This window comes from Rhizobium sp. O111 (genome assembly GCF_055616315.1).
Genome location: NZ_JBSHXL010000001.1, coordinates 2,583,080 through 2,607,268, shown reverse-complemented (window position 1 = coordinate 2,607,268; position 24,189 = coordinate 2,583,080). Strand labels below are relative to the sequence as shown.

Below are 24,189 nucleotides of genomic sequence, written 5' to 3'. Positions count from 1 at the left end.
ACGGTTTTCAGTGCGGATGCACTGCTGTCGCCCCTCTCGACGGCAGCAGGCACAAGGCGGGAAAGGCTGGCGACGAGCGCTTCGCAGTCGCTGCGGTCGGCGAGCCAGGTTTTCTGATCAGTGGCGGCGACGGCGTCGCTGAGCGCATGGTAGCGCTCGCCGGTCATGGTTTCGAACAGCGCGCGCAGCGCTGCCGGGCTTGCATCTGGAAGGGCAAGACCGATTGATTTTTCGCGCAGGAAACGCGCGGTCTGCGTGCCTTCAAGCGCGATCGGAACGGTGCCGTAGAGGCATCCCTCGTAGAGCCGGTTCGGCAGGAGCCAGCTGGAATTCAGGCCTTCCTCGAAGAAATCGATCGCCCAGGAGAAGTGGACGTCGTCATAGATCGCCCTCAAATCCTCCGGGTTCTTGTAGGGGCCTTCGAAGCGGAGATAGGGTTCGTTGGCGACGAAGCCGTCGAAATCCTCGAATTCGGAATAGGCGGGGCGGCCGCGCAATACGATCTCGAGGCGGCCTTCCATGAGGCGCGAGAACTCGGCGAGCATGGTCAGCGACTTCCTGCAGCGCAGCGCGCCGAACCAGCCGATCTTCCAGGGCTGGCCGGGCTGTTTCAGCGGGCGGGCGATGGTCGGCTGAACCGTCTGGTCGATTGATATTACCTTGTTTTCGATCAGCAGCGTTTCGGCCTTGATGCCGGAGCGCGGTGCGAAGTGGTGTTCGATGAAGGCGGGCGAGCTGGTCATGATCAGCCGCGCGTTGCGGCCGAAACGGGCCTCGGCGCCGCGCATGATCTTTCCGACCACGTCGTTGCGCGACAGCAGCCGGTGAATATCGAGGCATTCGTAGACGACGGGCACATCGCCGCCGAACATCGCATTGGCGCGATCGGCGACGGCGAGTGCCTCGAGGTTGCGGCCGATGATGACATCGGGCTTGTCGACGGTCTTCAGCAGGCTCTTCAGCCCGCTCATCGCTTTCACGACAGCACCGATGCGCTGCGCGAACTTGGCGTCGGCGGTGCGGCCAAGCTCGATCGGCGTGACGCCGTGCACTTCGGCGAGGCGGTTTTCGCCGCGCCGGAAGCCGGCCAGCGTCACCTCCGCGCCGCCCTCGCGCAGCATCAGCACCCGCCGCCGCACGGCGGGATCCGAGAGATCATGCACGAGATACAGGACTTTGAGCATGGCACTCCTTGTCATTTGCGCGCCTTCGGCGCCGATCAGTTCAGCGTGCATGCGATCGATTCAGGGAACTGGCACTTGTCGCCGGGGGCCGTGTAGGCGAAGCGCTCGACTTCTAGCGATGTCGGCTTGGTGTAGGCGAACTTGCCCATCCAATCCTTCAGCGTGTCGGTGCCCCAGAGGCTGAAGAAAATCTTCTGCTGGCTATCCGGGATCTTCGAGGGATCGGTGACATCCTGCACGAGCTTGCCGTTCAGATAATAGCGCAGCCGGCCGGGCTCCCAGACGAAGGCGTAGTCGTTGAAGCCGTCATCGGCATTGGCGCCGATCGGAACCAGCTTCTCGTTGCCGCCCTTGGCCTTGATGTACTGGTTGACCTGCACCTGGCCGGAATTCTTGCCGAGGATCTCGAAGTCGATCTCGTCATGCGGCTTTTTGTCGGCCGGGCCGATATAGGTGAAGAAGGCGGAGTTCAGGCCGGGACCGGTGGCTGTCTTCATCCGGGCCTCGTAGGTGCCGTAGCCGAAGCGCTTCTTGGTCTGGATTTCGCCGCAGAGATAGTTGCGGTCCTTCGACTGACCTTCGGCGAAGGAGAGCTGCAACGCGCCGCCTTCGACCTTCACCTGGTTTTTCGACCACGTGCAGTTCTGATGCGGGCCGTTGTTCCAGCCGTCGGAAATGAACCAGACGCTGCGGTCGAGCTTATCGAAGTTCTCCACGAAGGAGGCACTGCCCGGTTGTTGCGCGGCCTGCTGGGCAAAGGCCGAGGTGGCGCCGAGGAGGAGCGTGCCGATGATACCGAGTGCGGGGCAAAGTTTTCGCGCATGGGCGATTTTGGTCGTCATGTGTCACCTTTGCTGTGTAACGAGTTTGGAAGGAGCCGCGCCCGCCGTAACCAGCTTTTCATAGGGCTTCTTGGCGCGAGCGCCGGTCAGGACGGCGTAAAGGCGAGGGGCGATCCTGCGGCAGAGATTGTTCGAGAAAGCCAGAAACGGGAACAGGACCGCCAGCGAGAGAATGAAGAAGGCCGGGTAGAAGCTGACGCCCGCTTTGCCCCAGACGATCCACATGAAGATCAGCAGCGGATAGTGGCTGCAGAAAATCCAGAAGCTCAGGCTGCCTGTTTTCGACAGGCGCTGGCCGATCTGTGTCTCGATCAGCGGCGCCGACAAGAGCCAGAAGCCGAGCGCGCCGAAGATGGCGAGCGTGTTGCGCAGGAACTGGACCCAATCCGGCAGGCTCGGGCCGGTCATGTAAATGACAGTGGCAAGCGCCGCGCAGCTGGCGAGCAGGAGGACCGCGCCAAGCGTGGCGAAGCGGTCGAGCGCCTTCAGGTCGATCTTGTTCAGGCCGATGTAGATGCCGAGGCTGAACGAGAAGAGGATGGAGCGCTTCAGCACGACATAGAGCGATGCCTCCGGCACCACGGCGACCACGAGCAACACCGACAGCGTGAGCAGCGGCGCATGGCGGATCAGCCATGCCAGCAGCGGCGACAGCAGGATGCAGACGAACAGGTCGCGCAGGAAATAGAGCGGCACGTTGACCGGGAAGTCCTCGACCGCGAAGAGCTGGGTCATCAGCTCGCGCGCCGAGGCCTGCCACGGGTTCGGCACGTATCCGTCGCCGAGGCCGACGCCGAGCGCCAACAGGATCGCCAGGAAGAACAGCCCGTTCCACAAGAGGAATGGCAGGAGCACGGTCTTGGATTTCGTGCGTACCGTTTTCAGGTAGCTGAAATTCTCCAAGCCGCCACGGAACAGGAGATAGCCGGAAATCGCACTCAGGCAGGGCACACCCACCCTGAACAGCGCTTCCGCCAAGAATACTCTCAGCCAATCGAAGGCGCCGTAGGTCCCGACAAAGGGACTGGTCTGGTCGCCGAATGGTATGTGTACGAAGACGATGCCCGAAATGAGCACAATCCGCATCAGGTTGATCCGTGAGGACACGTTGGTATCAACATTCACGTTGTCAGTCACCCCTTTTGGGTCGCAGCTCCCCTTTGCAACCGTTTCAATCAGAGCAGACTTCAGCCCGCAGCGAGGGAAGTTAGGGCGAATTCACGGAAGAAAATATGGCACTGCAGCAAAAGTGATCGATCACGCCGTTTCGTAACGGATACTACTTGCCGTAACGGCTCGCGAAAAATGCGCGGCCTAGGTGTCTCCGCCCCGGCCAGAAGCCAGTGTCAGCAGTGCATTCAAGAAAATGATTATATTCACTGGCTTAGGTGCAAAAGGCGTGGTGCGGCGCACGAAAGTTTTTATCAAATGAGAGGAAATGTTACAGTAGCCGTCCGCAAGTGGTTCATCATTTATGGTCGGAATGGGGCGGTTTGATCCGGAATGGAGCGTTTCCGGATCGAGGGGCCGTCAGCGGTCTTCGTGCCGCCTTTGACAAATTTCGGCCGAAATGCCCCTGATGCTTGTGCGGTGCAGCAGCTGGCCTAGATGGCACGGCTACAGGCACCGACCGAAGCACCAATTCGAACCTCTCAGGGAGAGAGTATGGCGACTTTCACGATCATTATTCCGTTCTACCAGCGGGATGACGGCATCCTCAGACGGGCGCTTGCGTCGGCGTTTGCGCAGAGTTTTCAGGACTTCGATATCATCGTCGTCGACGATCAGTCGCCCTATGCGCCGGCAAGCGAGCTTGCGCCGCTGACCGCCGAAGAGCGGGCGCGAATCACCGTCGTCAGCCAGCCGAACGCCGGGCCGGGCGGCGCGCGCAATACCGGGCTCGATCATGTTCCCGCCGACACGCGCTATGTCGCGTTTCTCGATTCGGACGATATCTGGACGCCGGATCATCTGAAAAACGCGTTCACAGCCATGGATACGCTCGGCGGCGATTGCTACTGGGCGTCGATCGAGGGCGGGGCGGAATTCGACTATCACTTCGGGATCGCGGCGCTTGCGAAGATCGACGGTGCCAAGCGTCTGATGGAGACGCCCCACATCCTATCGGTTCCCGATATAGCGGGAGTGATGATCAACGACTGGGCCTTCCTGCACATGTCGTGCATGGTCATCGGCCGTCCCTTGATCGAGACCGTGCGTTTCGATGCGGCGCTGCGGCTGGCGGCGGAAGATGTCCTGTTCTTTTGCGACTGCATGCTGGCGGCCAAGCAGGTTCTCTTGTGCGCCGATGCGGGCGCGTTGCGCGGCGAGGGGATCAACATCTTCCATGGCGTCGACAACACGTCGCCGGAATATCTGAAGCAGCAGTTCATCACCTGGATGGCGCTCGACCGGCTGGAAAGCCGCTTCGCCTCGCGGCCGCGCGAGATCGCGACCATCCGGTCCTACAAGAGCCGGGCGCGCAAGCAGGCGCTGTGGGGGCAGGTCGGCCAGCTCAAACGCCGCCGCCGCCCCGATTTCGGCTTGCTCGCCCGCTGGCTGGTGCAGGATCCAAGACTGATCCAGAGCGCCTTCCAGCTCGCCGCCGGCAAGCTCTCAAAGTAACGCGCTACTCCGCCGGCGCGTCGAGCAGATAGCGAAGGCGGTCGCCGCTTGAGGTGACCGCCACCCCATCCGGGTTGCGCCAGCGCTCCGTCTTGTCGGCGAGGATGCCGCCGGCGATTGCCGGGAAGGCAGAGGGATGCGTCGCGACGTAACCGATCGCGGCGCCGGCGCCCTTCTGGTTCTTGATGTCGAGGAAGTGGCGCAGTTCGTATTTGGCGCGGATGTGCTGTTCGTGCCGGCGCACGGCGTCCGCCGCCATCGGCTTCAGCTTGAAATCCTTCAGCAGCGAACGGTCCGCCTCGTAAAGGCGGCGCAGGTCTTCCGTGCGGTGGCTGCCGCTCAGCGAATTGCCACGCACGACGGCGCCGTAGCCGCAGCTGTGGATCACCTTGTAGCGGGCGCCGAGCGCAAGCGCGCGGATGTAGAGATCGTAATCCTCGCCGAGGCGCATGTCCTCGCGGTAGCGCAGCTGATGCTTGTCGAGAAAGCTTCGGCGCATGACGGGCTTCAGGAAGCCGATCTCGCCGCGGCGCACGCCGCGCTTGGATATGTTGCCGTCCACGAAGGTCGTAAGATCGAGATAGAGAGGGTTTTCGGCGAAGCGATCGAGCTTCTGCGGCGCCTGGGCGACCGTGTCCGCATCGACGAAGGCGATGTTGTCGGCCACGAACTCCCAATCATCGTCCGAGAGCATGCGGGAGAAGCGGCCGGCGAAGAAGAAATCGTCGGCGTCGAGAATGGCGATCAGCGGCGCTGTGGAGATATCGATGGCATGATTGCGCGCGGCGGACGGGCCCTTGTTCTTCTCGAACCTGACGATCCTGAGCCTGCCGGTGGCGTCGTTTCCGCGTTCGGCGGCTTGCGCCGTGGAATCGCTCGAGCCGTCGTCGACAACCACGACTTCGGCGACCTCAGGCTCGAGAAGTGCTGATCTGACGGTGATTTCGATCGTATCGGCCGCGTTCTTGGCGGCGATGATGACGCATATGCTAGCTGTTTCAGCCACGCTCTACCTCCGTTGTTTCGCCCAAGACCTAGGACGTTGCAGCGCAGCAGACAACAAAGAGCGCTTCACATGATGTTACGAAGGGTGGGTTCGTGAGCGGCGACCGGGCAGTTACGGCTGCCCTTGGCGCTTAGCGATTGAACGGCTCGGAGCTGTTAAAAGGCGGTACGTGCAGCTTTTCAGCCTCTTCCGCGCGGCCGGCCGCGCGCTTGGCGCCGCTGCGCTCCTTGCTTTCCTTCCAGACGAGGTAGAGCACGCCGCCGAAATAGCCCGCCTGCAGCAGGATCGCGCAGATCACGGTCTTGATGATGGTGCCGGATAAGGAGCCGCTCAGCCAATAGGTCGCGACGGCGAACACGGCGAGTGCGCCCAACATGCTGACAAAAACGCGAGGTGCATACATTTGTTGCCTCCCCAGATGGTGCCCTTCAATGAACAGCCATTGAATACGCGGCCACACCAGGACCCTTTTGTAGATTCTTTTTACAGGACTTCGTCATATAACTAAAGCGGTGAAGACGTCGTTTGCGCCTGTATTCAGTATCTACAAGTGTCATCTTAAAGCTTTGTTCCGGGTATTGGTAAAAATGCCACTTATCGGTCTGGCCGCCCGGCAATCGGAAAACGTCGTTAAAGTTGGGTTTCGATGTGAGGGTTGCATCGAATTTGACAATGCACGTTCTTGTTTATGCCACAATCGATACCCGCTGAGGTGTAGTGGGCGCGTTTCGCATTCAACTTTTATTACAAAGATTTAATTTCAACCGATTTGTGAGTGCGGCGCAAAAACGATGCTGCGATGCAATAAAACGCCCCCGTTCAAGTTTAAAAACAGGTCCGTTGCAGAAGTGATGGCCGCGCTCAAGAACTTTCGACCGCGACCGGTCACCCCTGTAAACTTCGCTCAGGGTGTATTGGCAAGAAGTCACGGGACATTTTATTTCGATCTGCAAATATAGTTTTGATCGCTTTGGTGGAATCTAAATATGTTTCAGCGACCACTGAAATACAAAAAGTTGAACAAATGTTTCCAAAACCGTTCGATAACGACCGGTTTTAAAAACGTGGCTTAAAAAAACAAAATCCCCTCATACACTCCCAACTCGTCAGCGCTAGCTTAGCGTCCTGAGCCTTAACCGACCAAACGGCAAACATAAGTGGAGTTACCTCTATGAAGTCTGCGACGAGATCGGACAGTTCGCCATTTTATGGCGCAGTTCACGAAAACGCGTTTCCGCCCACGGGCGGCTTCGCAAAACGGGCATTCGATGTGTCCGCCGCCTGCCTCGGGCTTCTGTTTCTGAGCCCAATCTTTTTGATGGTGATGCTGCTTGTGAAGCTCACGGACAAGGGTCCGGCCTTCTATGGCCATCGCCGTATCGGCCACAATGGCCAGGAATTCCGTTGCCTGAAGTTTCGGACAATGGTCACCAATGGCGACAAGGTGCTGCAGGACTATCTGCGCAACAACCCTTCCGCCATGGATGAGTGGCGCGCCACGCGCAAGCTGCAGAACGACCCCCGGGTCACTGCCGTTGGCGCCGTGCTGCGCAAGCTGAGCCTTGATGAGCTTCCCCAGCTCTTCAACATCATTCGCGGTGAGATGAGCGTCGTCGGTCCGCGTCCCGTCGTTCAAGACGAACTTGAAATGTACGAGCACGCCGCCGTCTTCTATCTGCAGTCCCGCCCGGGCCTTACCGGTCTCTGGCAGGTCAGCGGACGCAACGACGTCTCCTATGCCGCTCGCGTCGCTTTCGACACCCACTATGTCGAAAACTGGTCGATGGCCCGGGACGTTGCGATCATCGCAAAGACCATTCCCGCCGTCTGCGCTCAGCGCGGAAGCTACTAACGGCATCCTTACGCCCGACGAGCACGTCTTATGGCTCGCCGTCGGGACGAAACACGGGGAAAAATATGAACGAACGTCTATTTGGCAGTCAGGCTGGGCGATCCCGTGCCCTTCGATCCGGTGTTGCAGTCGCTGCCGGGTTGAGTGCATTCCTGCTGTCCTCATTCATTGCCAGCGCGGACGACTACCGCCTTGGAACCATGGATAAAGTGAAGATTCGAGTTGCCGAATGGCAGACGGCGGATGGGACGATCCGCGACTGGTCTGTCGTCAGCGGCGACTATACGGTTGGCCCATCCGGCAGCATCTCGCTGCCATTCGTCGGCGATCTCGCCGCTTCCGGGCAGACCACCGACGCTATCGCCAAGCAGATCGGCATGGCCCTTCAGAAGCAGTTCGCCCTGAAGGACCGGCCGTCAGCATCCGTCGAATTGTCGGAATTCCGCCCTGTCTATCTCTCCGGAGACGTGGAGAAGCCGGGTGAGTTTCCGTTCGCGCCGAACCTGACCGTTGCCAAGGCTGTCAGCCTTGCCGGCGGCCTTCGCCGGGCTGATTCCGGCCAGCGGTTCGCCCGCGATTTCATCAACGCCAAGGGCGACGCCGTCGTCTACATGGCGGACAGGGCGCGGCTTCTGGTGAAGCAGGCTCGTCTTCAGGCCGAAATCGACAACAAGGATAGTTTCGAGATACCGGCCGAGCTGAAGGACAAGCCGGAGGCCAGAGCGCTCGTCGACAGCGAGAACGCGCTCATGACCTCGCGCAAGAAGCGGCTGACGCTGCAGCTTCAGGCACTCGATGACTTGAGAGCTCTGCTGCAGAGCGAAGTCGAGACGCTTGCCAAGAAGACGCAGACGCAGACCCGCCAGCTGGAACTTGCCACGGCCGATCGCGACAAGGTCGACGATCTCGCCGAGAAGGGGCTGGTGCTCAGCGCCCGCAAGATCACGGCCGAGCAACGCGCGGCCGATCTTGAGGCGATGCTTCTGGACATCGACACGAACTCGCTCAAGGCCAAGCAGGATATCAGCAAGGCCAACCAGGACGAGATCACGCTTCGCAACGACTGGGACGCTCAGCTCGCCCAGGAAAAGCAGAGTGCCGATGCGCAGATCGATCAGCTCAACCTGAAGCTCACGACCAGCAACTCGTTGATGGCCGAGGCGCTCACGCAGTCCACGGATGCAGCCCGGTTCGACACATCGACCGGTGCCGCCAGCATTGCCTACTCCGTCATCCGCGACGTGGATGGCAAGCCGAAGGAAATCCCGGTGCAGGAAAGCACCGCATTGCAGCCCGGCGATCTGATCAAGGTCACCGCCGGACTGGCCATGAGGTAACGAGGCAGTATGCGTATCGCTAAGTCGGCGCTCATCCAGCCCGGCGGGAATATGGCCTATGCCGTTCCCGCCGTGGCGCTCTCGCTTTTTGCATTCGCCTACTCGCTCAGGTTCGGGCAGGTGGCGATCCTGCTTTACTATGCGCTCTGGCTGCCGCTGATCGTGGTCGATTACCGCAAGGTGCTCGGCAACTACAATCGCTACGCCTGGATTTACGCCTTCGCGGCGATCGCCTTCCTTTCAGTCTTCTGGTCGGCGGCACCCAGCGTGTCGATGCGCGCTGCCATTCAATATTTCACGCAGGTGCTCTGCGCGCTCATCGCGGTCAGGGTGCTCGATGCCAGGACGCTGACGCTCGGCATGGTCGCCGGCATCGGCATCGTTCTCGTCTATTCGGTGCTGTTCGGTCACTACGAACTCGACGTGATGGACAACACCTACAGCTTCGTCGGCGCCTTCGCGTCGAAGAACCAGCTCGGGTTCTATGCCTCGCTCGGCCTGATCGCCTGCTACGCTACCGTCTTCATTTTCGGCGAACGCCGTCCATCATGGCTGGGTGCCACAGGCGTCGTCGGGCTGCTATCCGCCTACTGCCTCATGGTGTGCCAGTCGGCGACCTCGGTTTTGACGGCGGTCGTGGTTCTGGCGCTGATGGTCGGCTTGCGTGTGGTGCTGACGCTGACGCCCGACCAGCGCAAGCTGCTCGTCATCGGCGGCGGTGTCGCGGTGATCGTGCTTGCGGTCGCCGGTGTCTATCTCGGCGCGGTCGATGCTGTGCTCGGGATTTTCGGCAAGGATTCGACGCTCACGGGGCGCACTTATCTGTGGCAGCAGGGGATCGAGGCTGCGGCTGACAATCCCTATTTCGGCGTCGGTTACCAAGCCTATTGGGTTCAGGGCTTCTCGGAGCCGGAACGGCTCTGGGAAGAGTTCTTCATCGGCTCGCGCAGCGGCTTCCATTTCCACAATACCTATATCGAAACCGCGGTGGAGCTTGGTCTCGTCGGGGTGGCGATCCTGGCCTTCACGCTCTTGAAGATCCTGTGGGGGCATCTTCGCCGTCTCATCGAAGATATCAGGAACGACGAATCCTATCTGCTGTTTGCCATTGCCGTGCTTCTGGTGATCCGCTCCTTCGTCGAGATCGACATTCTGACGCCCTACAATGTCGGGACATTCCTGTTCTATTTCTGCGCCGGAAAGCTGATGAGCGTGCGCCGCCAGCCGGATGTTGCTGCATGGGCGCGGCAGGCGCGGCAGCCCGAACCGTTGATGCATTCGCACTAAAAAGCATTGTCGGCCGGCATTGACCGGTCATTTGAGGAAACCGGATGAAGACCCTTTACGGCATCCAATATCTGCGCGCCTTCGCGGCGCTTGCTGTCGTCGTTTTTCACGCGGCCGAGAAGTCCGGCGAGCACTTCGCCATCGGGGCTGCCGGTGTCGATGTGTTCTTCGTCATCAGCGGCTTCATCATGTGGGTGATCAGCGAGCGCCGGCCGATGACGCCGCAGGGCTTTCTCATCGACCGCCTGCGCCGCATCGCGCCATCCTACTGGCTGGTGACAGCAATCATGATCGCCGGCGCCGTGGCCGGGCTGTTTCCGAACCTGCAGCTGACGACGTCGCATATCCTTGCGTCGCTGTTCTTCATTCCCGCGCATTCGCCGAGCACCGGCGACATCTGGCCGGTGCTGGTGCAAGGGTGGACGCTGAATTTCGAGATCTTCTTCTACGTGCTCTTCGCCGGCGCGCTGTTTCTGCCGCGCAAATGGCGTCTCGTCTTTCTGCTCGCGCTGTTCGGCGGCTTCTTCCTGGCCGGTCAGATCCTGCAGCCGACGACGCCGGCGCTCTACACCTACACGCGGCCGATCATTCTCGAGTTTGTCGGCGGCGTATTGATTGCCGAGCTGTGGCTGCGCTGGTGGATTGCCGGCACCAGCCTCGGGCTTGCCTGCGTGGGCGCCGCCCTTTCCGGCTTCGCCGCCATCCATCTGATGGGCGCCGAGTTTAATGCCGGGATCTGCGGTCCGCTGGCGATGGTGCTTGTTTACGGCATGGTGTCGCTGGAGGCGGCCGGAAGTCTCGGCCGCATGCCGCTGCTCACCTATCTCGGCGACGCCTCCTACTCGATCTATCTCTGGCACACGCTGGCGATCTCGGTGGTCGCCAAGGCCGGGCAGGTAATCGGCCTCTCAGCCACCGTTATGGCTCCGGTGTGTGTTCTCGCTGGCGTGGTTCTTGGAACCGCGGCCTACGAACTCATCGAAAAGCCGCTGAGGAGGCTGCTTTCCAGCTCGCGGTCGAAACAGGCCACACTCGCCCGCCGAGCCTCATGACGAGGCTTCGGCTGGCGGTGCTTGCGTATCCGGTTCCTCTGTCTTTGCCGGCCGGGCCTTTCTCCTGAACGAGCGCAGCGCGACATAGAAGACGGGTGTCAGGAACAGACCGAAGATCGTGACGCCGAGCATGCCCGAGAAGACGGCCGTACCGAGAGACTGGCGCATTTCGGCGCCCGGGCCGGTGGCGATCGCAAGCGGCAGCACGCCGAAGATGAAGGCGAAGGCCGTCATCAGGATCGGGCGCAGGCGCAGATGGCTCGCCTCGACGGCTGCCTCCACCGGCGACTTGCCTTCGTCTTCCGCCTGGCGGGCGAATTCGACGATCAGGATCGCGTTCTTCGCCGCAAGACCGATCAAGACGATCAGGCCGATCTGCGTCAGCACGTTGTTGTCCATGCCCCGGAACCAGACGCCGATCAGTGCCGCGAGCACAGCCAGCGGAACGATCAGGATGATTGCCAGCGGCAGGACCCAGCTTTCATATTGCGCCGCGAGCGCCAGGAAGACGAAGATGACCGACAGGGCGAAGATATAGACCGCCGTGTTGCCGGTGTGGGTTTCCTGGTAGGCGAGTTCGGTCCATTCGAAGGTCGTGCCCGGCGGCAGGATCTTGGCGGCCAGCGCCTCCATCTTCTTCAGCGCGTCACCCGTCGATGTGCCCGGCGTCGGGTTGCCCTGCAGCGGGACGGACACATACATATTGTAGCGCTGGACCAGGGCAGGGCCGCTGGAATCCTGAATATCCATCAGCGTGCCGAGCGGCACCAGCGCGCCGGTCGCCGAGCGCACCTTGAGGCCTAAAATGTCCTCGCGGTCCATGCGGTATTGCCGGTCGGCCTGGGCGCGGACCTGGTAGACGCGGCCGAAGGCGTTGAAGTCGTTGACATAGGCGACGCCGAGATTGATCGACAGCGCGTTGAAGATGTTGGGGATCGGCACGTTGAGGAAACGGGCCTTGTCGCGATCAATCGCCAGGTAATATTGCGGGCTGGCGTCCGAGAAGGTCGTGAAGACGCCGGTCAGGCCTTCGGTCGTCGCGGCTGCGCCCATCATCTGCCGGGCAAGGCCGAGAACGCGGGTCATGTCGGCGTTCTCAAGATCGAGGATCTGCATCTTGAAGCCGCCGGAATTACCGACGCCGCGCACCGAAGGCGGCGGGACGGCGATGATGAAGGCCTCCTGGATGCTCTGCAGCTTGCCAAACAGCTCGCCGATGATCTTGTTTGCGGTCTCGCCGCCTTCCTCGCGCTCGGCGAACGACTTGAACGGCACGAAGACGACGCCGGAATTGGAGGCGTTGGTGAAGGTCGCGCCGCTGAAGCCGGCGAACTGGACGGCATTGCCGACGCCGGGCACGGTGCGAGCGATATCGCCCACCTGTTTCACCACCGCGTCGGTACGCGCCAGCGACGCGCCATCCGGCAGCTGGACGACGATGATCGCGTAGCCCTGGTCCATGGTCGGGATGAAGCCTGATGGGACCTTGGTGATCATGAAATAGGTGGCGCCGAGCAGGCCCGCAAAGACGAGCAGCGAGCAGGTGATGCCGATCCAGCTTCTGACGAGATGCCTGACGATCCACGAATAGCCGTGGCTCAGGCGATCGAAGCCGTTGTTGAAGCCATTGGCGAGACCGCGCCCGAAACGCAGGGCGATGTTGTTGCGCGTGTGCTGGTGATCGTGGCTTCTCAGCAGAATACCGGCGAGCGCCGGCGACAGCGTCAGCGAGTTCAGCGCGGAGATCGCGGTGGTGACCGAGATGGTCACGGCGAACTGCTTGTAGAACTGGCCCGAGATCCCAGGGATGAAGGCGGTGGGAACAAAGACGGCGATCAGCACCAGCGAGATGGCGATGACGGCGGTGCCGACTTCATCCATCGTCACATGCGCGGCCTCCTTCGGCGTCATGCCTTTGGCGAGATTGCGCTCGACATTCTCGACCACGACGATGGCGTCGTCGACGACGATGCCGATCGCGAGCACCAGGCCGAACAGCGTCAGCATGTTCAGCGAGAATCCGAAGGCGAGGAGCACGGCGAAGGTGCCGATCAGCGAGACCGGGATGGCGATGATCGGGATGATCGCGGTTCGCCAAGATTGCAGGAAGACGAGGACGACGATCGCCACCAGGATCGCGGCCTCGGCGATGGTTCGATAGACCTCGGTGATCGATTCCGAGATGAACTCGGTGGTGTCGTAGACGATGCGGTACTCCAGACCCTGCGGGAAGGTCTGGGAGATGTCCTTCATCAGCGACTGGATCTGGTGCGCGGTATCGAGCGCGTTGGTTCCGGGGCGGGCGAAGATGCCGAGCGCCACGGCGGGGTCGTTGTTGAGATAGCTGTTGGTCACATAGTCCTGCGCACCGAGCTCGATGCGGGCGACGTCCTGCAACTGCACAAGCCGGCCGGTGCCGGTCGACTTGACGATGACGTAGCGGAATTCGCGCACGTCGGAAAAGCGGCCGTCGGTTCTGACCGTATATTCGAAGGCGTTCTTGCCGGTGACAGGCGGCGCGCCGATCTTGCCGCCGGAGACCTGGACGTTCTGGTCGCGAAGGGCCGAGACCACGTCATCCGATGTCATGCCGTAAGCGGAGAGCTTCTGCGGATCGAGCCAGATGCGCATCGAATATTGGCGCTCGCCGAACACCTGTACGTCGCCGACGCCATCGAGGCGGACAAGGACGTCGCGGATGCGGTTGCGGGCGTAGTTGGAGACGTAAAGCTGGTCGTAGCGGTGCGAGGGCGAGAGCAGATGCACGACCATCATCAGGTCGGGCGAGCTCTTGTCGGTGGTGACGCCGAGGCGCTGCACCTCTTCGGGAAGGCGGGGCAGGGCGATCGAGACGCGGTTCTGGACGAGCACCTGCACCTTGTCGAGATCGGTGCCGAGCTTGAAGGTGATGGTCAGCGACATGGCGCCGTCGGCGCTGGAATAGGAGGACATGTAGAGCATGTCCTCGACGCCGTTGATCTGCTGCTCCAGCGGTGTGGAGACCGTATCGGCGATGGTCTGCGGGTCGGCGCCCGGATAGGAGGTGCGCACGACGATGGTCGGCGGCGCGATCTCCGGATATTGCGACACCGGCAGCTGCGTATAGGCGATGCTGCCGACGACGAGGAGCACGATCGAGATGACCGCCGCGAAGATCGGGCGGTCGACGAAGAAATGAGCGAACCTCATTGTGGCGTCTCCGTCGCGGCGTTCTCCGGCGGCGTATCGCGTCGTTCCTGCGGCAGTTCGGTCATCTGCGGCGTGATGGTGGCGCCGGGACGGGCGCGCATCAGGCCGTTGACGATGATCGTCTCGGTGCCATCGAGGCCTTCGCGGATGACGCGGTAGCCGTAGAGACGCGGGCCGGGGCGCACCGGCTTGGTCGAAACCTTGCCGTCGGTGCCGACGACGAAGACGACGCGTTCGTTCTGGTCGGAGCCGATCGCCTCGTCGGGCACGAGGATCGCCTTGTACTTGTTAGACGCCTCCACCTGCACACGGCCGAAGAGGCCGGGCTGTAGGATCAGGTCGGGATTGGCCAGCCGTGCGCGGATGCGGATCGTGCCGCTCTCATTGTCGATGCGGTTTTCGGCGAAGTCGAGCTTGCCGATGAAGGGCTTGGCGTTCGGATCGGAAATGGTCACCGTCACAGGCACGCCGCCGCCGCCCAGTTGCAGATCCTTGCCGAGCTTGCGCGCCGTATCGGCGAAGTTCAGCAGGCGGCGTTCATCGACGTCGAAGTAGAAATCGATCGGGTCCAGCGACACGATGGTCGTCAGGATCGTCTGGTCGGCCTGCACCAGATTGCCGGTGGAGATCAGGCGGCGGTCGATGCGGCCGCTGAGCGGCGCTGATATCGTCGTATATTCCATGTCGAGGGCCGCGCGGTCGGCGGTTGCCTGGGCGCCGCGGACATTGGCCTGCGCGGAGAGCCATTCACGCCGGCGATCATCGAGTGTGGAGACTGACTGGCTGCCGCTGGTGGCAAGGCTCTGCGCACGATTGAACTGTGCTTCGGCGTAGGTCTGGGTGGATTTGGCGACTTCGAGCGCGGCGTTGGCCTCGTTGAGCGCGGTGACGAAGGGGCGCTGGTCGATGACGAAGAGCTTGTCGCCCTTCTTCACCAGCGCGCCATCGGTGAAATCGACCTCATTCAGATAACCGCCGACGCGTGCGCGCACCGACACCTCGTCGACTGCCTCGAAGCGGCCGATGAACTCGTCGTTGTCGACGACCTCGCGCACAACGGGCTTGGCCACGGTGACGGGCGGCGGGGGCGGGGCCGCGGCCTGCTGGGCGGATGAGGCGAGGGGTAAGAACGCGACGCTGCTGAAGGCCAAGACGTATCGAAGCGAGAAAGGCATGGCGGCTCCCCATTCGGGCGGCCAAACACGCCGCCATGACTATGCTGAAAGAATGCGTTTCATGTCAGGCGGTACTCGAGCGACTGTGTGCCGCTCGCCTATTTCTAATGCTGTCTTACGTTCGTGGCGCGGTAGGCGCTCACGACTTGCATGCCGTTGCGATCGATTGGCCGGGAAGGTCCCCACCCGGTAAGCCTCTGGATTTCGATATAAACGGGTGTCTTGACGAAAAGCAAATCCGGGTGGGTTGCAATTTTCAAGGTCGTTGAAATCAGGGAGGGTATCGCGCAGTCATCAATGCCCTCTGGTTTCGGCGGCATGTTCCTTAGCCGGGTGCGACAATTTGGTCGCACATTAGCAATAATCAACCGAAGGTGACTTGTATGTTGCACCTGCTCAATATATCTAGGCACATTATAAGTGTGCTTACTATTGGCGCAGTCCTCAATGAACAGCAATCCGCCTCTCGGCTTCCTCCTGCACGATGTCGCACGTCTGCTTCGAAAACGTTTCGAGCAGCGGGCGAAGTGCCTTGGGTTGACGTCGTCGCAGTGGCAGGCGCTGGCGTATCTCTCTAACAATGAGGGGATACATCAGGGCGGGCTGGCGGAGATGCTGGAGATCGAACCGATCACACTTGTACGCATTCTCGACAAGCTCGCCGAACGCGGGCTGATCGAGCGCCGCCAGCACCCGACGGACCGCCGGATCTGGCTGCTTTACATGCGCGAGGAGGCACATCCGCTTTTGGCGGAAATGCGCGGACTTGGCGATGTGACGCGAGGCGAAGCCCTGGAGGATGTTTCCGCCTTAGAACGGGAGCAGCTTTTCCAAATCCTGTCGCAGATGAAGACCAACCTAGTGCAGGCCTGCCGGACCCCCCTGGCATTGGCTGAAAACGAGACCAACCATGGCTGATAAAATTCCCCTGCGCGTCGTTTCCGACGCCGATGCCAATACTGCTGCCGAAACGAACGAGGTTTCTCCGCGCGAGGAAACCGTCGCCGAGGCGCCATCGTCCACTCCCGCGCCTGTCGCCACTGTGGCGCCGCCCGTGACCACGCCCCCGCGCCGCAAGCGCAGCATGACCCGGCCGGTGCTGTTTGCACTGCTGCCCGTCGCGCTCGTCGTCGGCGGTTATTACTACGTCAATGGCGGACAGGTGATGTCGACCGACAACGCCTACATCAAGTCCGACATGATGGGGTTGACGACCGACGTTTCCGGCATCGTCGACACGATCGACGTGCATGAAAACGAAGCGGTTAAGCAGGGCCAGGTGCTGTTCAGCCTTCGCCAGGACGTGTTCAAGATCGCGCTCGACGGCGCCAAGGCGCAGCTCGGCGCGGTGCGCAACCAGATCCTGAACCTGGAAGCAAGCTACCAGCAGTCGCTGGCCGAGATCACCCAGGCCGAGGCCGATATCCCGTATTTCCAGACCGAGTTCGATCGCCAGCAGAGCCTGCTCAACAGCTCGGCTGCCACCCGCACGGCGTTCGATCAGGCAAAGCACAATTTGCAGGCCGGTCAGCAGAAGGTTGCCGTCGCCAAGGCGCAGGCGGCTGCCACGCTCGCCCAGCTCGGCGGCAATGCCGACCAGCCGGCCGAGCAGAACCCGCTTTATCTGGAAGCCAAGGCCAAGGTCGACGACGCGCAGCGCCAGCTCGATCACAGCGTCGTCCGCGCGCCGTTCGATGGCATCGCCACCAATGTCAACGCGCTGCAGCCGGGCTCCTATCTTGAGGCATCGACGCAGGCCTTCTCGCTGGTCGCGACCAAAAATCTATGGATCGATGCCAGCCCGAAGGAAACCGAGCTCACCTATGTGAAGCCCGGCCAGACGGCCACCATCTATGTCGACACCTATCCGGGTGTGACCTGGAAGGGCAAGGTCGAGAGCATCAGCCCGGCTTCCGGCTCCAGCTTCTCGCTGCTGCCGGCGCAGAACACCACCGGCAACTGGGTCAAGGTCGTGCAGCGTATCCCGATGCGCGTCAGCATCGAGGATGTCGCCGGCAAGCCGCCGCTTCGCGTCGGCATGAGCACGGTCGTTGATGTCGATACCGGCCATGCGCGCGGCCTGCCGGATTTCGTGTCCAAGCTTCTGGGCCGCTCGGGCGGAGATCATGAGTAACGCTGCCTCCGCGTCCTTCGTCCCGGTTGCCAACCGCGGCATGATTACGGCCTGCGTCATCCTGGCCGTCATCATGCAGGCGCTGGATACGACGATCGCCAACGTCGCGTTGCCCTATATTCAGGGCAGCGTTTCGGCGAGCGCCGACCAGATCAACTGGGTTCTGACCTCCTACATCGTCGCGGCCGCCATCATGACGCCGCCGTCGGGCTTTCTTGCCGCCAAGTTCGGCCGCAAGAAGGTGCTGTTGACGGCGATCACCGGCTTCGTCGTGGCCTCGGTGCTCTGCGGTCTGGCGCAATCGCTGAACCAGATCGTCGGCTTTCGCCTGCTGCAGGGCCTGTTCGGCGCATCGCTGGTGCCGCTGTCGCAGGGCATTCTGCTCGACATCTACACGCCGGAAGAACGCGGCTCCGCCATGGCGCTGTTCGGCGTGTCGGTCATGGTCGGACCGGTGCTCGGCCCCGTCATCGGCGGCTGGCTGACCGACAACATCAGCTGGCGCTGGGTGTTCTATATCAACGTCCCGATCGGGGCGCTCGCCTTTGCCGGCATCATGATCTACGTCACCGAGACGAAGCTGGACGCGCTCGCCAAGCTCGACTGGTTCGGCTTCGGGATGATGAGCCTCGGCATCGCATCGCTGCAGCTCTTCCTCGATCGCGGCGAACAGCTCAACTGGTTCGCTTCGGGCGAGATCATGATCGAGGCGATCATCTGTGCCGCGGCCTTCTATCTGCTTGTCGTGCACACGCTGACGGCGGAGAAATCCTTCGTCAATCCGAAGCTGTTTCTCGACCGGAACTTCTCCGTCAGCATGATCTTCATCTTCGTGATCGGGATCACCTATCTCGCCTCTCTTGCGCTGATGACGCCCTATCTGCAGACGCTGATGGGCTATCCCGTCATCACCGCAGGTATCGTCATGGGGCCGCGCGGGATGGGGACGATGCTGTGCATGTTCATCGTCGGGCGGCTGATCGGCAAGGTGGACACGCGCCTGCTTCTGGTGCTCGGCCTCGGGCTGACGGCATGGGCGATGTACGACATGACCGGCTGGACGCCCGATGTCTCGCAATGGACGATCGTCTCTGTCGGCTTCATCCAGGGCGCCGGGCTCGGCTTCCTGTTCGTGCCGCTGACGACGATCGCGTTTTCGACGCTGCCTGCGGAGATGCGCGGCGACGGCACCGGCCTCTACAACCTGTCGCGAAACATCGGCTCGAGCGTGGGTATCTCCATCGTCTCGGCGCTTTTGGTCGAAAACGCGCAGGTGAACCACGAGAACATCGCCGCCTATGTCACGCCGTTCAACCACGCATTCGATGCGGCGGCAGCGCAGGGGATGAGCCCGCTGACGGCCGCCGGTCGCGCGGCGCTGAACGAGCTGATCACGCTGCAGTCGACTGTTATAGCCTATATCGATGACTTCAAGCTGCTGATGATCATGTCGCTGGCGGTCATTCCGCTGGTGCTGTTGCTGCGCAAGCCCAAGGTGGCCCCGGTCATGGACCACAGCGCCGTGATGGAGTGATCAGCGAAACGGCTTGCTGAGATAGCGGGACCCTGAAATGCCGAAGCGCCATGGTGCTTCGGCATTTTTCGTGATGCCGATGCGTTTTCCGCTGACGATCTGCGCCGGTGCTGTCGGCGTCAGCGAATAGGGGTCGTGGTCGAGCAGGCGATCATTGAGGGCGATGGTGACGTCGAGCGCCTGGCAGAGCTTGCCGGGGCCGCTGCAGAGCTGCGTGAGCGCATCGGTGCCGCGGCGTTCGATCATCGTGGCGATGCCGATTTCGGGCTCGATGGCGCGGATCAGGACGGCGGAGCCGGGGGTGCAGACGAAATTCAGGCACCAGTGCATGCCGTAGATGCGGTAGATATAGACATTGCCCGGTTGGCCGAACATGGCGCCGTTGCGCTGTGTCGGGCCGCGAAAGCTGTGGGAGGCTTCGTCATCGGGGAAATAGGCCTCGGTCTCGACGATGCGTCCGCCGATGCCGGCGACGGTGAGGCGGCAGGCGAGAAGATCGCGGGCGACGGAGATCGCATCGCGCTCGAAGAAGCGGGTGAGGGCGTCGCCGGTTATCGGTGCCGCGCCGAGCGCGCCTGTCCTATCGTCCATATGATCTATCGGCCGGGCTTCGGATCATGCAGCGGGATGGATGAGCCGGTGACGGAGACCGGATCGCTTGCCGGGAAGGTGTCTTCGAGGCCTTCGTCCAGTTCCTCTTCCAGCGTCGCCGCATCCTTGCTGTGCGGCCCGTCGCCGGCCGAGCTGTCGTGCGCGGCGAGAAGCAGATGGCGGGCGTGGGAGACGGCGTTGTCGCGGGTCAGGCCGGGTGTGGCTGCATTATAAAGCGTCACCGAAATGCTGTTGCCGGTCTTATCGCCGAACATGACGGTAAAGCCGCCCTCGCGTGAATTCACTGTTATGTCTGTGATGGTCATGGTTTTGCTCCCGATGATGGGCTTGCCGACGTCTTTCTCGTATGCCTATGTTTGCCTCGCGAACACCTTCGTCAACCACTCGATGAACACGCGGACGCGCGGCGAGAGCTGGCGGTTTCGCGGATAGAGCAGCGAGACCGGCGTTTTCGTCAGCGGATAGTCTTGCAGGATAGGCTGGAGCTCGCCGCTGTCGATATAGCGCTGGGCGTGGTAGCGCGGCACCTGGATGATGCCGAGGCCGAGGCGCGCCGCCGCATGGAAGCTTTCGGCGGCGTTGACTGATAGTGTCGCTGGCAGGGTGATGTTGCGGATCTGGCCGCCGACGAGGAATTCGAGCGGCACCAGCGCGCCGGTGGCGCTGGAGTGAAAGCCGACCATGCGGTGGCCGTCGAGCCGGTCGGGATGCTCCGGCGTTCCGTAGCGGGCGAGATAGGAAGGCGAGGCGAGCGTGACTTCCTCCAGCATCGCCACACGGCGCGCGACCATGTCGCTATCGGCGGGGATGCCGACCCTCAGCACGCAGTCGATACCCTCGCGCACGAGATCGACGAGACGATCGCCCTCGCTCATGTAGAGTTCGATATCGGGATAGGCTTCGAGAAAGGATGGCAGGTTGGGCAGCACGAAATGGCGCGCCAGCGTGCCGTGCACATCGACGCGCAGCATGCCCTTCGGCTTGGCGCCGGCGAACGCGCCTTCCGCGTCTTCGATATCCGAGAGGATCGACAGGCAGCGGCGGTAATAGGCCTCGCCATCGAGTGTCGGGCTCACGTGGCGAGTCGTGCGCTGCAGCAGGCGGACGCCGAGGCGGGCCTCAAGCTGCTTGACCGCATCGGTCACCGTCGAGCGCGGCAGGCCGGTATCCTCGGCGGCGACGGTGAAGCTGCGGCGCTCGACGATACGGCAAAAGACGCGCATGGCATCGAATCTGTCCATCTATCTGTTCGCTATTTCCGGATAGTGATGGCGAATAATGGATGATTATCCGCCGCGAGAAAAGCGGCATCTTCTTTCCAACGGCGCGATATCGCGCTTCCAAGCAAGGAGAATGACAATGACGGTATTGGAAAACAGGGTCGCGATCGTGACCGGCGCGTCGAGAGGCATTGGCGCGGCGATTGCCGATCGGCTTGCGCGCGATGGATTTACCGTCGTGATCAACTATTCCGGCAACGCCGCACCGGCAGAGGAACTGGCTGCCGCGATCGAAAAGCGCGGCGGCAAGGCGCTGACGGCGAAGGCCGATGTCAGCGACGCGGAGGCCGTGCGGCGGATGTTCGACGCGGCCGAGGCAGCCTTCGGGGGCGTCGATGTGCTTGTTAATAATGCCGGGATCATGGCGCTTTCCTCGATCGCCGATGCCGATGACGCGCATTTCCAGCGTATGATCGACGTCAACCTCAGGGGCACGTTCAACACGCTGCGCGAGGCCGGCAAGCGGATGCGCGATGGCGGCCGGATCGTCAATTTCTCGACGTCGGTGGTGGGGCTGAAGCTCGAGACCTATGGCGTCTATGCCGCGACCAAGGCCGCCGTCGAGACGATGACGGGGATCATGGCCAAGGAAATGCGCGGCCGTAACATCACCATCAACGCGATTGCGCCGGGGCCGACGGCCACCGATCTGTTCCTCAACGGCAAGTCGGACGAACTGGTGGCGCAGATGGCGAAGATGAACCCGCTGGAGCGGCTCGGCACGCCCGAGGATATCGCCGCGGCCGTGTCCTTCTTGGCCGGTCCCGATGGTTCCTGGATCAACGGGCAGGTGCTGCGCGCCAATGGCGGCATGATCTGATTTATGCATACGGCGGGCGGCTTTCGGGCCGCTCGCGCCGTGGCGATCCGCCGCAGCGCTCAGCTGTGGATATCCTGCGCCGCAAAACGCCAGCACCCGGAAGAGGATAGGGTTGGCTGACGCATTGAGGCGATGAGCCTGCAATATCCTCTTACATTTGCATCATGATTGTCTATATTAGCAATGTAGGGATGTGCGGGACTCCTCCAATCCTACGCATCAGACCTCAATAGCTGCCGAGCCATTGTTCCCTGGTGACCCGGCAGAGAGTGAAAGAAGAAATGGCAAAACATATGGTTGCGGCCCGTTGAAGGTAAACGCCTCGCGGGCCGCAGTTCTGTCAGCGGGCATCCAGCTTGGCGTCGGTCAGGAGCTTGACCATCCAGTCGACGAAGACGCGGACCTTGTTGCTGAGGTGGCGGTTCGGGGGATAGACGATGTAGAGCCCGAGCGGCTCACGGTTCCACTCCGGCAGCACCTGTATCAGCTCGCCGTTTTCCAACTCGTTACGGATCATGAAGCGCGGTAATTGCGCGATGCCGAGCCCCCTCGTGGCGGCTGTCACGAAGGTTCGGCTGTCGTTGACCGAGACGAGATAGCGCGGATTGACCTCCAACTCCTCGTTGTCCCTGCGGAACTCGAACGGAAGCGTCCGGTTGGTCTGCGCGCGAAAATAGCTTACGGAATAGTGATCGTTTTCAAGTTCTTCCGGTCTCGACGGCATTCCGTATTTCTCGATGTAGAGCGGCGAGGCGCAGGTAATGAGCTCCACTTCCGACACGCGGCGTGCAATCAATGATTGGTCGGCCGGGGTGCCGGCGCGCAGCGCGCAGTCGACGTTCTCGGCGAGGTAATCCACGGTGCGGTCGCCGACGCCGAGGTCGATGCGGATATCGGGATATTTCTGATAGAAATCGCAAAGCGCCGGCACGACGATCCAATCGGCGAAGGCGCCGGCCATCTCGACGCGCAGGCGCCCGTTCGGAAGCCCTTGCGAGTTGGTGAGGCTGCCATCGAGCTCGGCGATCTCGGAGACGATCTGGGCCGCTCGTTCGTAGTAGAGTGCGCCGTCGGTCGTCACCATGACGCGGCGGGTGGTGCGGTTGAGGAGCTTGGTGTGCAGATGCGCTTCAAGCCCTTGAATGAGGTTGGTCACCGTCGCCTTGGGCATGGCGAGCGTGTCGGCGGCCCGTGTGAAATTGCCTGTCTCCACGACGCGAATGAAAGCGCGCATTGCCGAGAGCTGGTCCATCGGAATTCACCTGAGTAGTTTGCAGTGCGGTATTGTTCGAAATCCGGAACAGTGTAATCGTATTGAGGCTTCTTATTCCGTGAGTGGAATAACAATATCTTTTTTCAGAAATTGCAAGCCGTCGCCTTGGGCAATATGTTGCATCGGCAACATTACACCCGCGACGCAAGGATCGATACGATGACGGTGCAAGTGAAAGACATGGTGTTTGACAAGGTGGCCATTGGCCCCGTGTCGACGCGTATCTATCAGGGCGCCGAATACGGTAAGGGTTCGCCGATCGTGTTGTACTTCCACGGCGGCGCTTTCCAGTCCTCGGGACCGCAGGACAATGCCGTTGCCGAAGCGATCGCAAGCGCCGGCGCCATCGTCGTCGTCGCCGATTACAACGCGCCCTTGGGCGGTGTCTTCCCGAAGCCTCTCGAAGTCGGCTACTCGCTGTTTTCCTACATGGCCAACAAGCGCGCCTCCGGTCTCGGTGATCGCAACTCCGCGCTGCTGGTTGCCGGCGAGGAAGCGGGTGGCAACATCGCCGCCAGCGTGGCATTCAAGGCTCGCGATCACTATGCCGACGCCCTTGATGGGCAGGTTCTGATTTCGCCGCTGGTCGATCCGTTCATGGGATCGTCTTCGATGCGCGAAGCCGACAGCATCGGCATGCGCGAGCGCTGGGCGGCGGGCTGGAGCCATTATCTCAGCGGCGGCGGGTGCCACCCTTACGCGGCGCCGTGCCTCTGTTCACGCATCTCGGGCGTCGCGCCCGCACTGATCTTCACCGCGAAGGACGATCCCCTTCGCGATGAGACGCTTGGGTTCGCCGATCGCCTGAAACAGGCCGGCGTACCAGTTCGTCAGCATGTCGCTCCCGCCGGGGCAGGCTGGCCTACGATTTACGGCGGGACGTCCGACAAGGCTCCGGGTTGGCGCGAAACCATCGCCAATGAGTTCGGAAGCTTCGTTCGTGACATGCGAAGGCAACCCGTACCTTTGAAGACCTGATCAATACAC

20 protein-coding genes and 1 pseudogene are annotated in these 24,189 nt (G+C 61.6%); 10 read left to right on the top strand and 11 right to left on the bottom strand.

Going from position 1 to position 24,189, the window contains the following annotated elements:
- Positions 1-41: 41 nt before the first annotated feature.
- The 3 genes and pseudogenes from ACVTFQ_RS13230 to ACVTFQ_RS13220 form a co-directional block, all read right to left on the bottom strand.
- Positions 42-1,184: pseudogene (locus ACVTFQ_RS13230) on the bottom strand (glycosyltransferase family protein); the annotation flags it as partial.
- 35 nt (positions 1,185-1,219) lie between these two features.
- The gene (gene exoK / locus ACVTFQ_RS13225; protein WP_111564088.1) at positions 1,220-2,026 is read right to left on the bottom strand and encodes an endo-1,3-1,4-beta-glycanase ExoK; all 807 of its coding nucleotides are present in this window, start codon (positions 2,024-2,026) and stop codon (positions 1,220-1,222) included.
- A 3-nt stretch (positions 2,027-2,029) separates the two neighbouring features.
- Positions 2,030-3,151 carry an acyltransferase family protein gene (locus ACVTFQ_RS13220; protein ID WP_313759971.1) on the bottom strand — a complete coding sequence of 374 codons (1,122 nt, stop codon included), beginning with the start codon at positions 3,149-3,151 and terminating at the stop codon, positions 2,030-2,032.
- Between the two features lie 540 nt (positions 3,152-3,691).
- On the opposite strand from ACVTFQ_RS13220, the gene ACVTFQ_RS13215 reads away from it, so the two are divergent.
- Complete coding sequence (locus ACVTFQ_RS13215; protein WP_111564089.1) at positions 3,692-4,651, top strand: glycosyltransferase family 2 protein; 960 nt, start codon at positions 3,692-3,694, stop codon at positions 4,649-4,651.
- 4 nt (positions 4,652-4,655) lie between these two features.
- Here ACVTFQ_RS13215 and ACVTFQ_RS13210 read toward each other — a convergent pair whose 3' ends face one another.
- Positions 4,656-5,657, bottom strand: a complete 1,002-nt coding sequence (locus ACVTFQ_RS13210; protein ID WP_112437141.1) for a glycosyltransferase family 2 protein — start codon at positions 5,655-5,657, stop codon at positions 4,656-4,658.
- Positions 5,658-5,787: 130 nt separating this feature from the next.
- Positions 5,788-6,060 (bottom strand): exopolysaccharide production repressor protein, encoded by a 273-nt coding sequence (locus ACVTFQ_RS13205; RefSeq protein WP_047513954.1) that lies wholly within the window; start codon positions 6,058-6,060, stop codon positions 5,788-5,790.
- A gap of 768 nt (positions 6,061-6,828) precedes the next feature.
- Here ACVTFQ_RS13205 and ACVTFQ_RS13200 point away from each other — a divergent pair.
- The 4 genes from ACVTFQ_RS13200 to ACVTFQ_RS13185 all read left to right on the top strand — a co-directional run bounded on the left by ACVTFQ_RS13200 (position 6,829) and on the right by ACVTFQ_RS13185 (position 11,185).
- On the top strand, positions 6,829-7,509 hold the full coding sequence (locus ACVTFQ_RS13200; RefSeq protein ID WP_047513953.1) for a sugar transferase: 681 nt from the start codon (positions 6,829-6,831) through the stop codon (positions 7,507-7,509).
- 65 nt (positions 7,510-7,574) lie between these two features.
- Entirely contained in the window at positions 7,575-8,846 is a 1,272-nt protein-coding gene (locus ACVTFQ_RS13195; RefSeq protein WP_047513951.1) for a polysaccharide biosynthesis/export family protein, read from the top strand.
- A gap of 9 nt (positions 8,847-8,855) precedes the next feature.
- Positions 8,856-10,133 (top strand): O-antigen ligase family protein, encoded by a 1,278-nt coding sequence (locus tag ACVTFQ_RS13190; RefSeq protein WP_111564091.1) that lies wholly within the window; start codon positions 8,856-8,858, stop codon positions 10,131-10,133.
- Between the two features lie 44 nt (positions 10,134-10,177).
- Complete coding sequence (locus tag ACVTFQ_RS13185; RefSeq protein ID WP_111564092.1) at positions 10,178-11,185, top strand: acyltransferase family protein; 1,008 nt, start codon at positions 10,178-10,180, stop codon at positions 11,183-11,185.
- On the opposite strand, the gene ACVTFQ_RS13180 is transcribed toward ACVTFQ_RS13185, so the two are convergent.
- Positions 11,180-14,374, bottom strand: coding sequence for an efflux RND transporter permease subunit (locus ACVTFQ_RS13180; RefSeq protein WP_111564093.1), 3,195 nt, complete (start codon positions 14,372-14,374; stop codon positions 11,180-11,182). The genes ACVTFQ_RS13185 and ACVTFQ_RS13180 overlap by 6 nt on opposite strands.
- On the bottom strand, positions 14,371-15,549 hold the full coding sequence (locus ACVTFQ_RS13175) for an efflux RND transporter periplasmic adaptor subunit (RefSeq protein ID WP_111564094.1): 1,179 nt from the start codon (positions 15,547-15,549) through the stop codon (positions 14,371-14,373). The genes ACVTFQ_RS13180 and ACVTFQ_RS13175 overlap by 4 nt, the downstream gene beginning before the upstream one ends.
- 447 nt (positions 15,550-15,996) lie before the next feature.
- On the opposite strand from ACVTFQ_RS13175, the gene ACVTFQ_RS13170 reads away from it, so the two are divergent.
- From ACVTFQ_RS13170 to ACVTFQ_RS13160, 3 genes are read left to right on the top strand one after another with little or no spacing between them, the layout of a single operon-like run.
- Complete coding sequence (locus tag ACVTFQ_RS13170; RefSeq protein ID WP_111564095.1) at positions 15,997-16,467, top strand: MarR family winged helix-turn-helix transcriptional regulator; 471 nt, start codon at positions 15,997-15,999, stop codon at positions 16,465-16,467.
- Positions 16,460-17,683, top strand: a complete 1,224-nt coding sequence (locus ACVTFQ_RS13165; protein ID WP_111564096.1) for an HlyD family secretion protein — start codon at positions 16,460-16,462, stop codon at positions 17,681-17,683. The genes ACVTFQ_RS13170 and ACVTFQ_RS13165 overlap by 8 nt, the downstream gene beginning before the upstream one ends.
- A complete protein-coding gene (locus tag ACVTFQ_RS13160; RefSeq protein ID WP_111564097.1) occupies positions 17,676-19,217 on the top strand; it encodes a DHA2 family efflux MFS transporter permease subunit in 1,542 nt (513 codons plus the stop codon). The genes ACVTFQ_RS13165 and ACVTFQ_RS13160 overlap by 8 nt, the downstream gene beginning before the upstream one ends.
- Here the strand turns inward: ACVTFQ_RS13160 and ACVTFQ_RS13155 are convergent, their stop codons facing one another.
- Genes ACVTFQ_RS13155 through ACVTFQ_RS13145 form a run of 3 tightly spaced genes read right to left on the bottom strand, consistent with a single transcriptional unit; the run spans position 19,218 to position 21,070 of the window.
- Positions 19,218-19,808, bottom strand: coding sequence for a DNA-3-methyladenine glycosylase (locus ACVTFQ_RS13155; protein ID WP_111564098.1), 591 nt, complete (start codon positions 19,806-19,808; stop codon positions 19,218-19,220).
- 5 nt (positions 19,809-19,813) lie between these two features.
- Positions 19,814-20,134: a hypothetical protein gene (locus tag ACVTFQ_RS13150; RefSeq protein WP_111564099.1), complete on the bottom strand. Its 321-nt coding sequence runs from the start codon at positions 20,132-20,134 to the stop codon at positions 19,814-19,816.
- 45 nt (positions 20,135-20,179) lie between these two features.
- Positions 20,180-21,070 (bottom strand): LysR family transcriptional regulator, encoded by an 891-nt coding sequence (locus ACVTFQ_RS13145; RefSeq protein ID WP_111564100.1) that lies wholly within the window; start codon positions 21,068-21,070, stop codon positions 20,180-20,182.
- Between the two features lie 118 nt (positions 21,071-21,188).
- Here ACVTFQ_RS13145 and ACVTFQ_RS13140 point away from each other — a divergent pair, with 118 nt between their 5' ends.
- Complete coding sequence (locus tag ACVTFQ_RS13140) at positions 21,189-21,929, top strand: SDR family oxidoreductase (RefSeq protein ID WP_111564101.1); 741 nt, start codon at positions 21,189-21,191, stop codon at positions 21,927-21,929.
- A 340-nt stretch (positions 21,930-22,269) separates the two neighbouring features.
- Here ACVTFQ_RS13140 and ACVTFQ_RS13135 read toward each other — a convergent pair whose 3' ends face one another.
- Entirely contained in the window at positions 22,270-23,181 is a 912-nt protein-coding gene (locus tag ACVTFQ_RS13135; RefSeq protein WP_111564102.1) for a LysR family transcriptional regulator, read from the bottom strand.
- 180 nt (positions 23,182-23,361) lie between these two features.
- Here ACVTFQ_RS13135 and ACVTFQ_RS13130 point away from each other — a divergent pair, with 180 nt between their 5' ends.
- Positions 23,362-24,180, top strand: coding sequence for an alpha/beta hydrolase fold domain-containing protein (locus ACVTFQ_RS13130; RefSeq protein ID WP_111564178.1), 819 nt, complete (start codon positions 23,362-23,364; stop codon positions 24,178-24,180).
- The last annotated feature ends 9 nt before the right edge of the window (positions 24,181-24,189 follow it).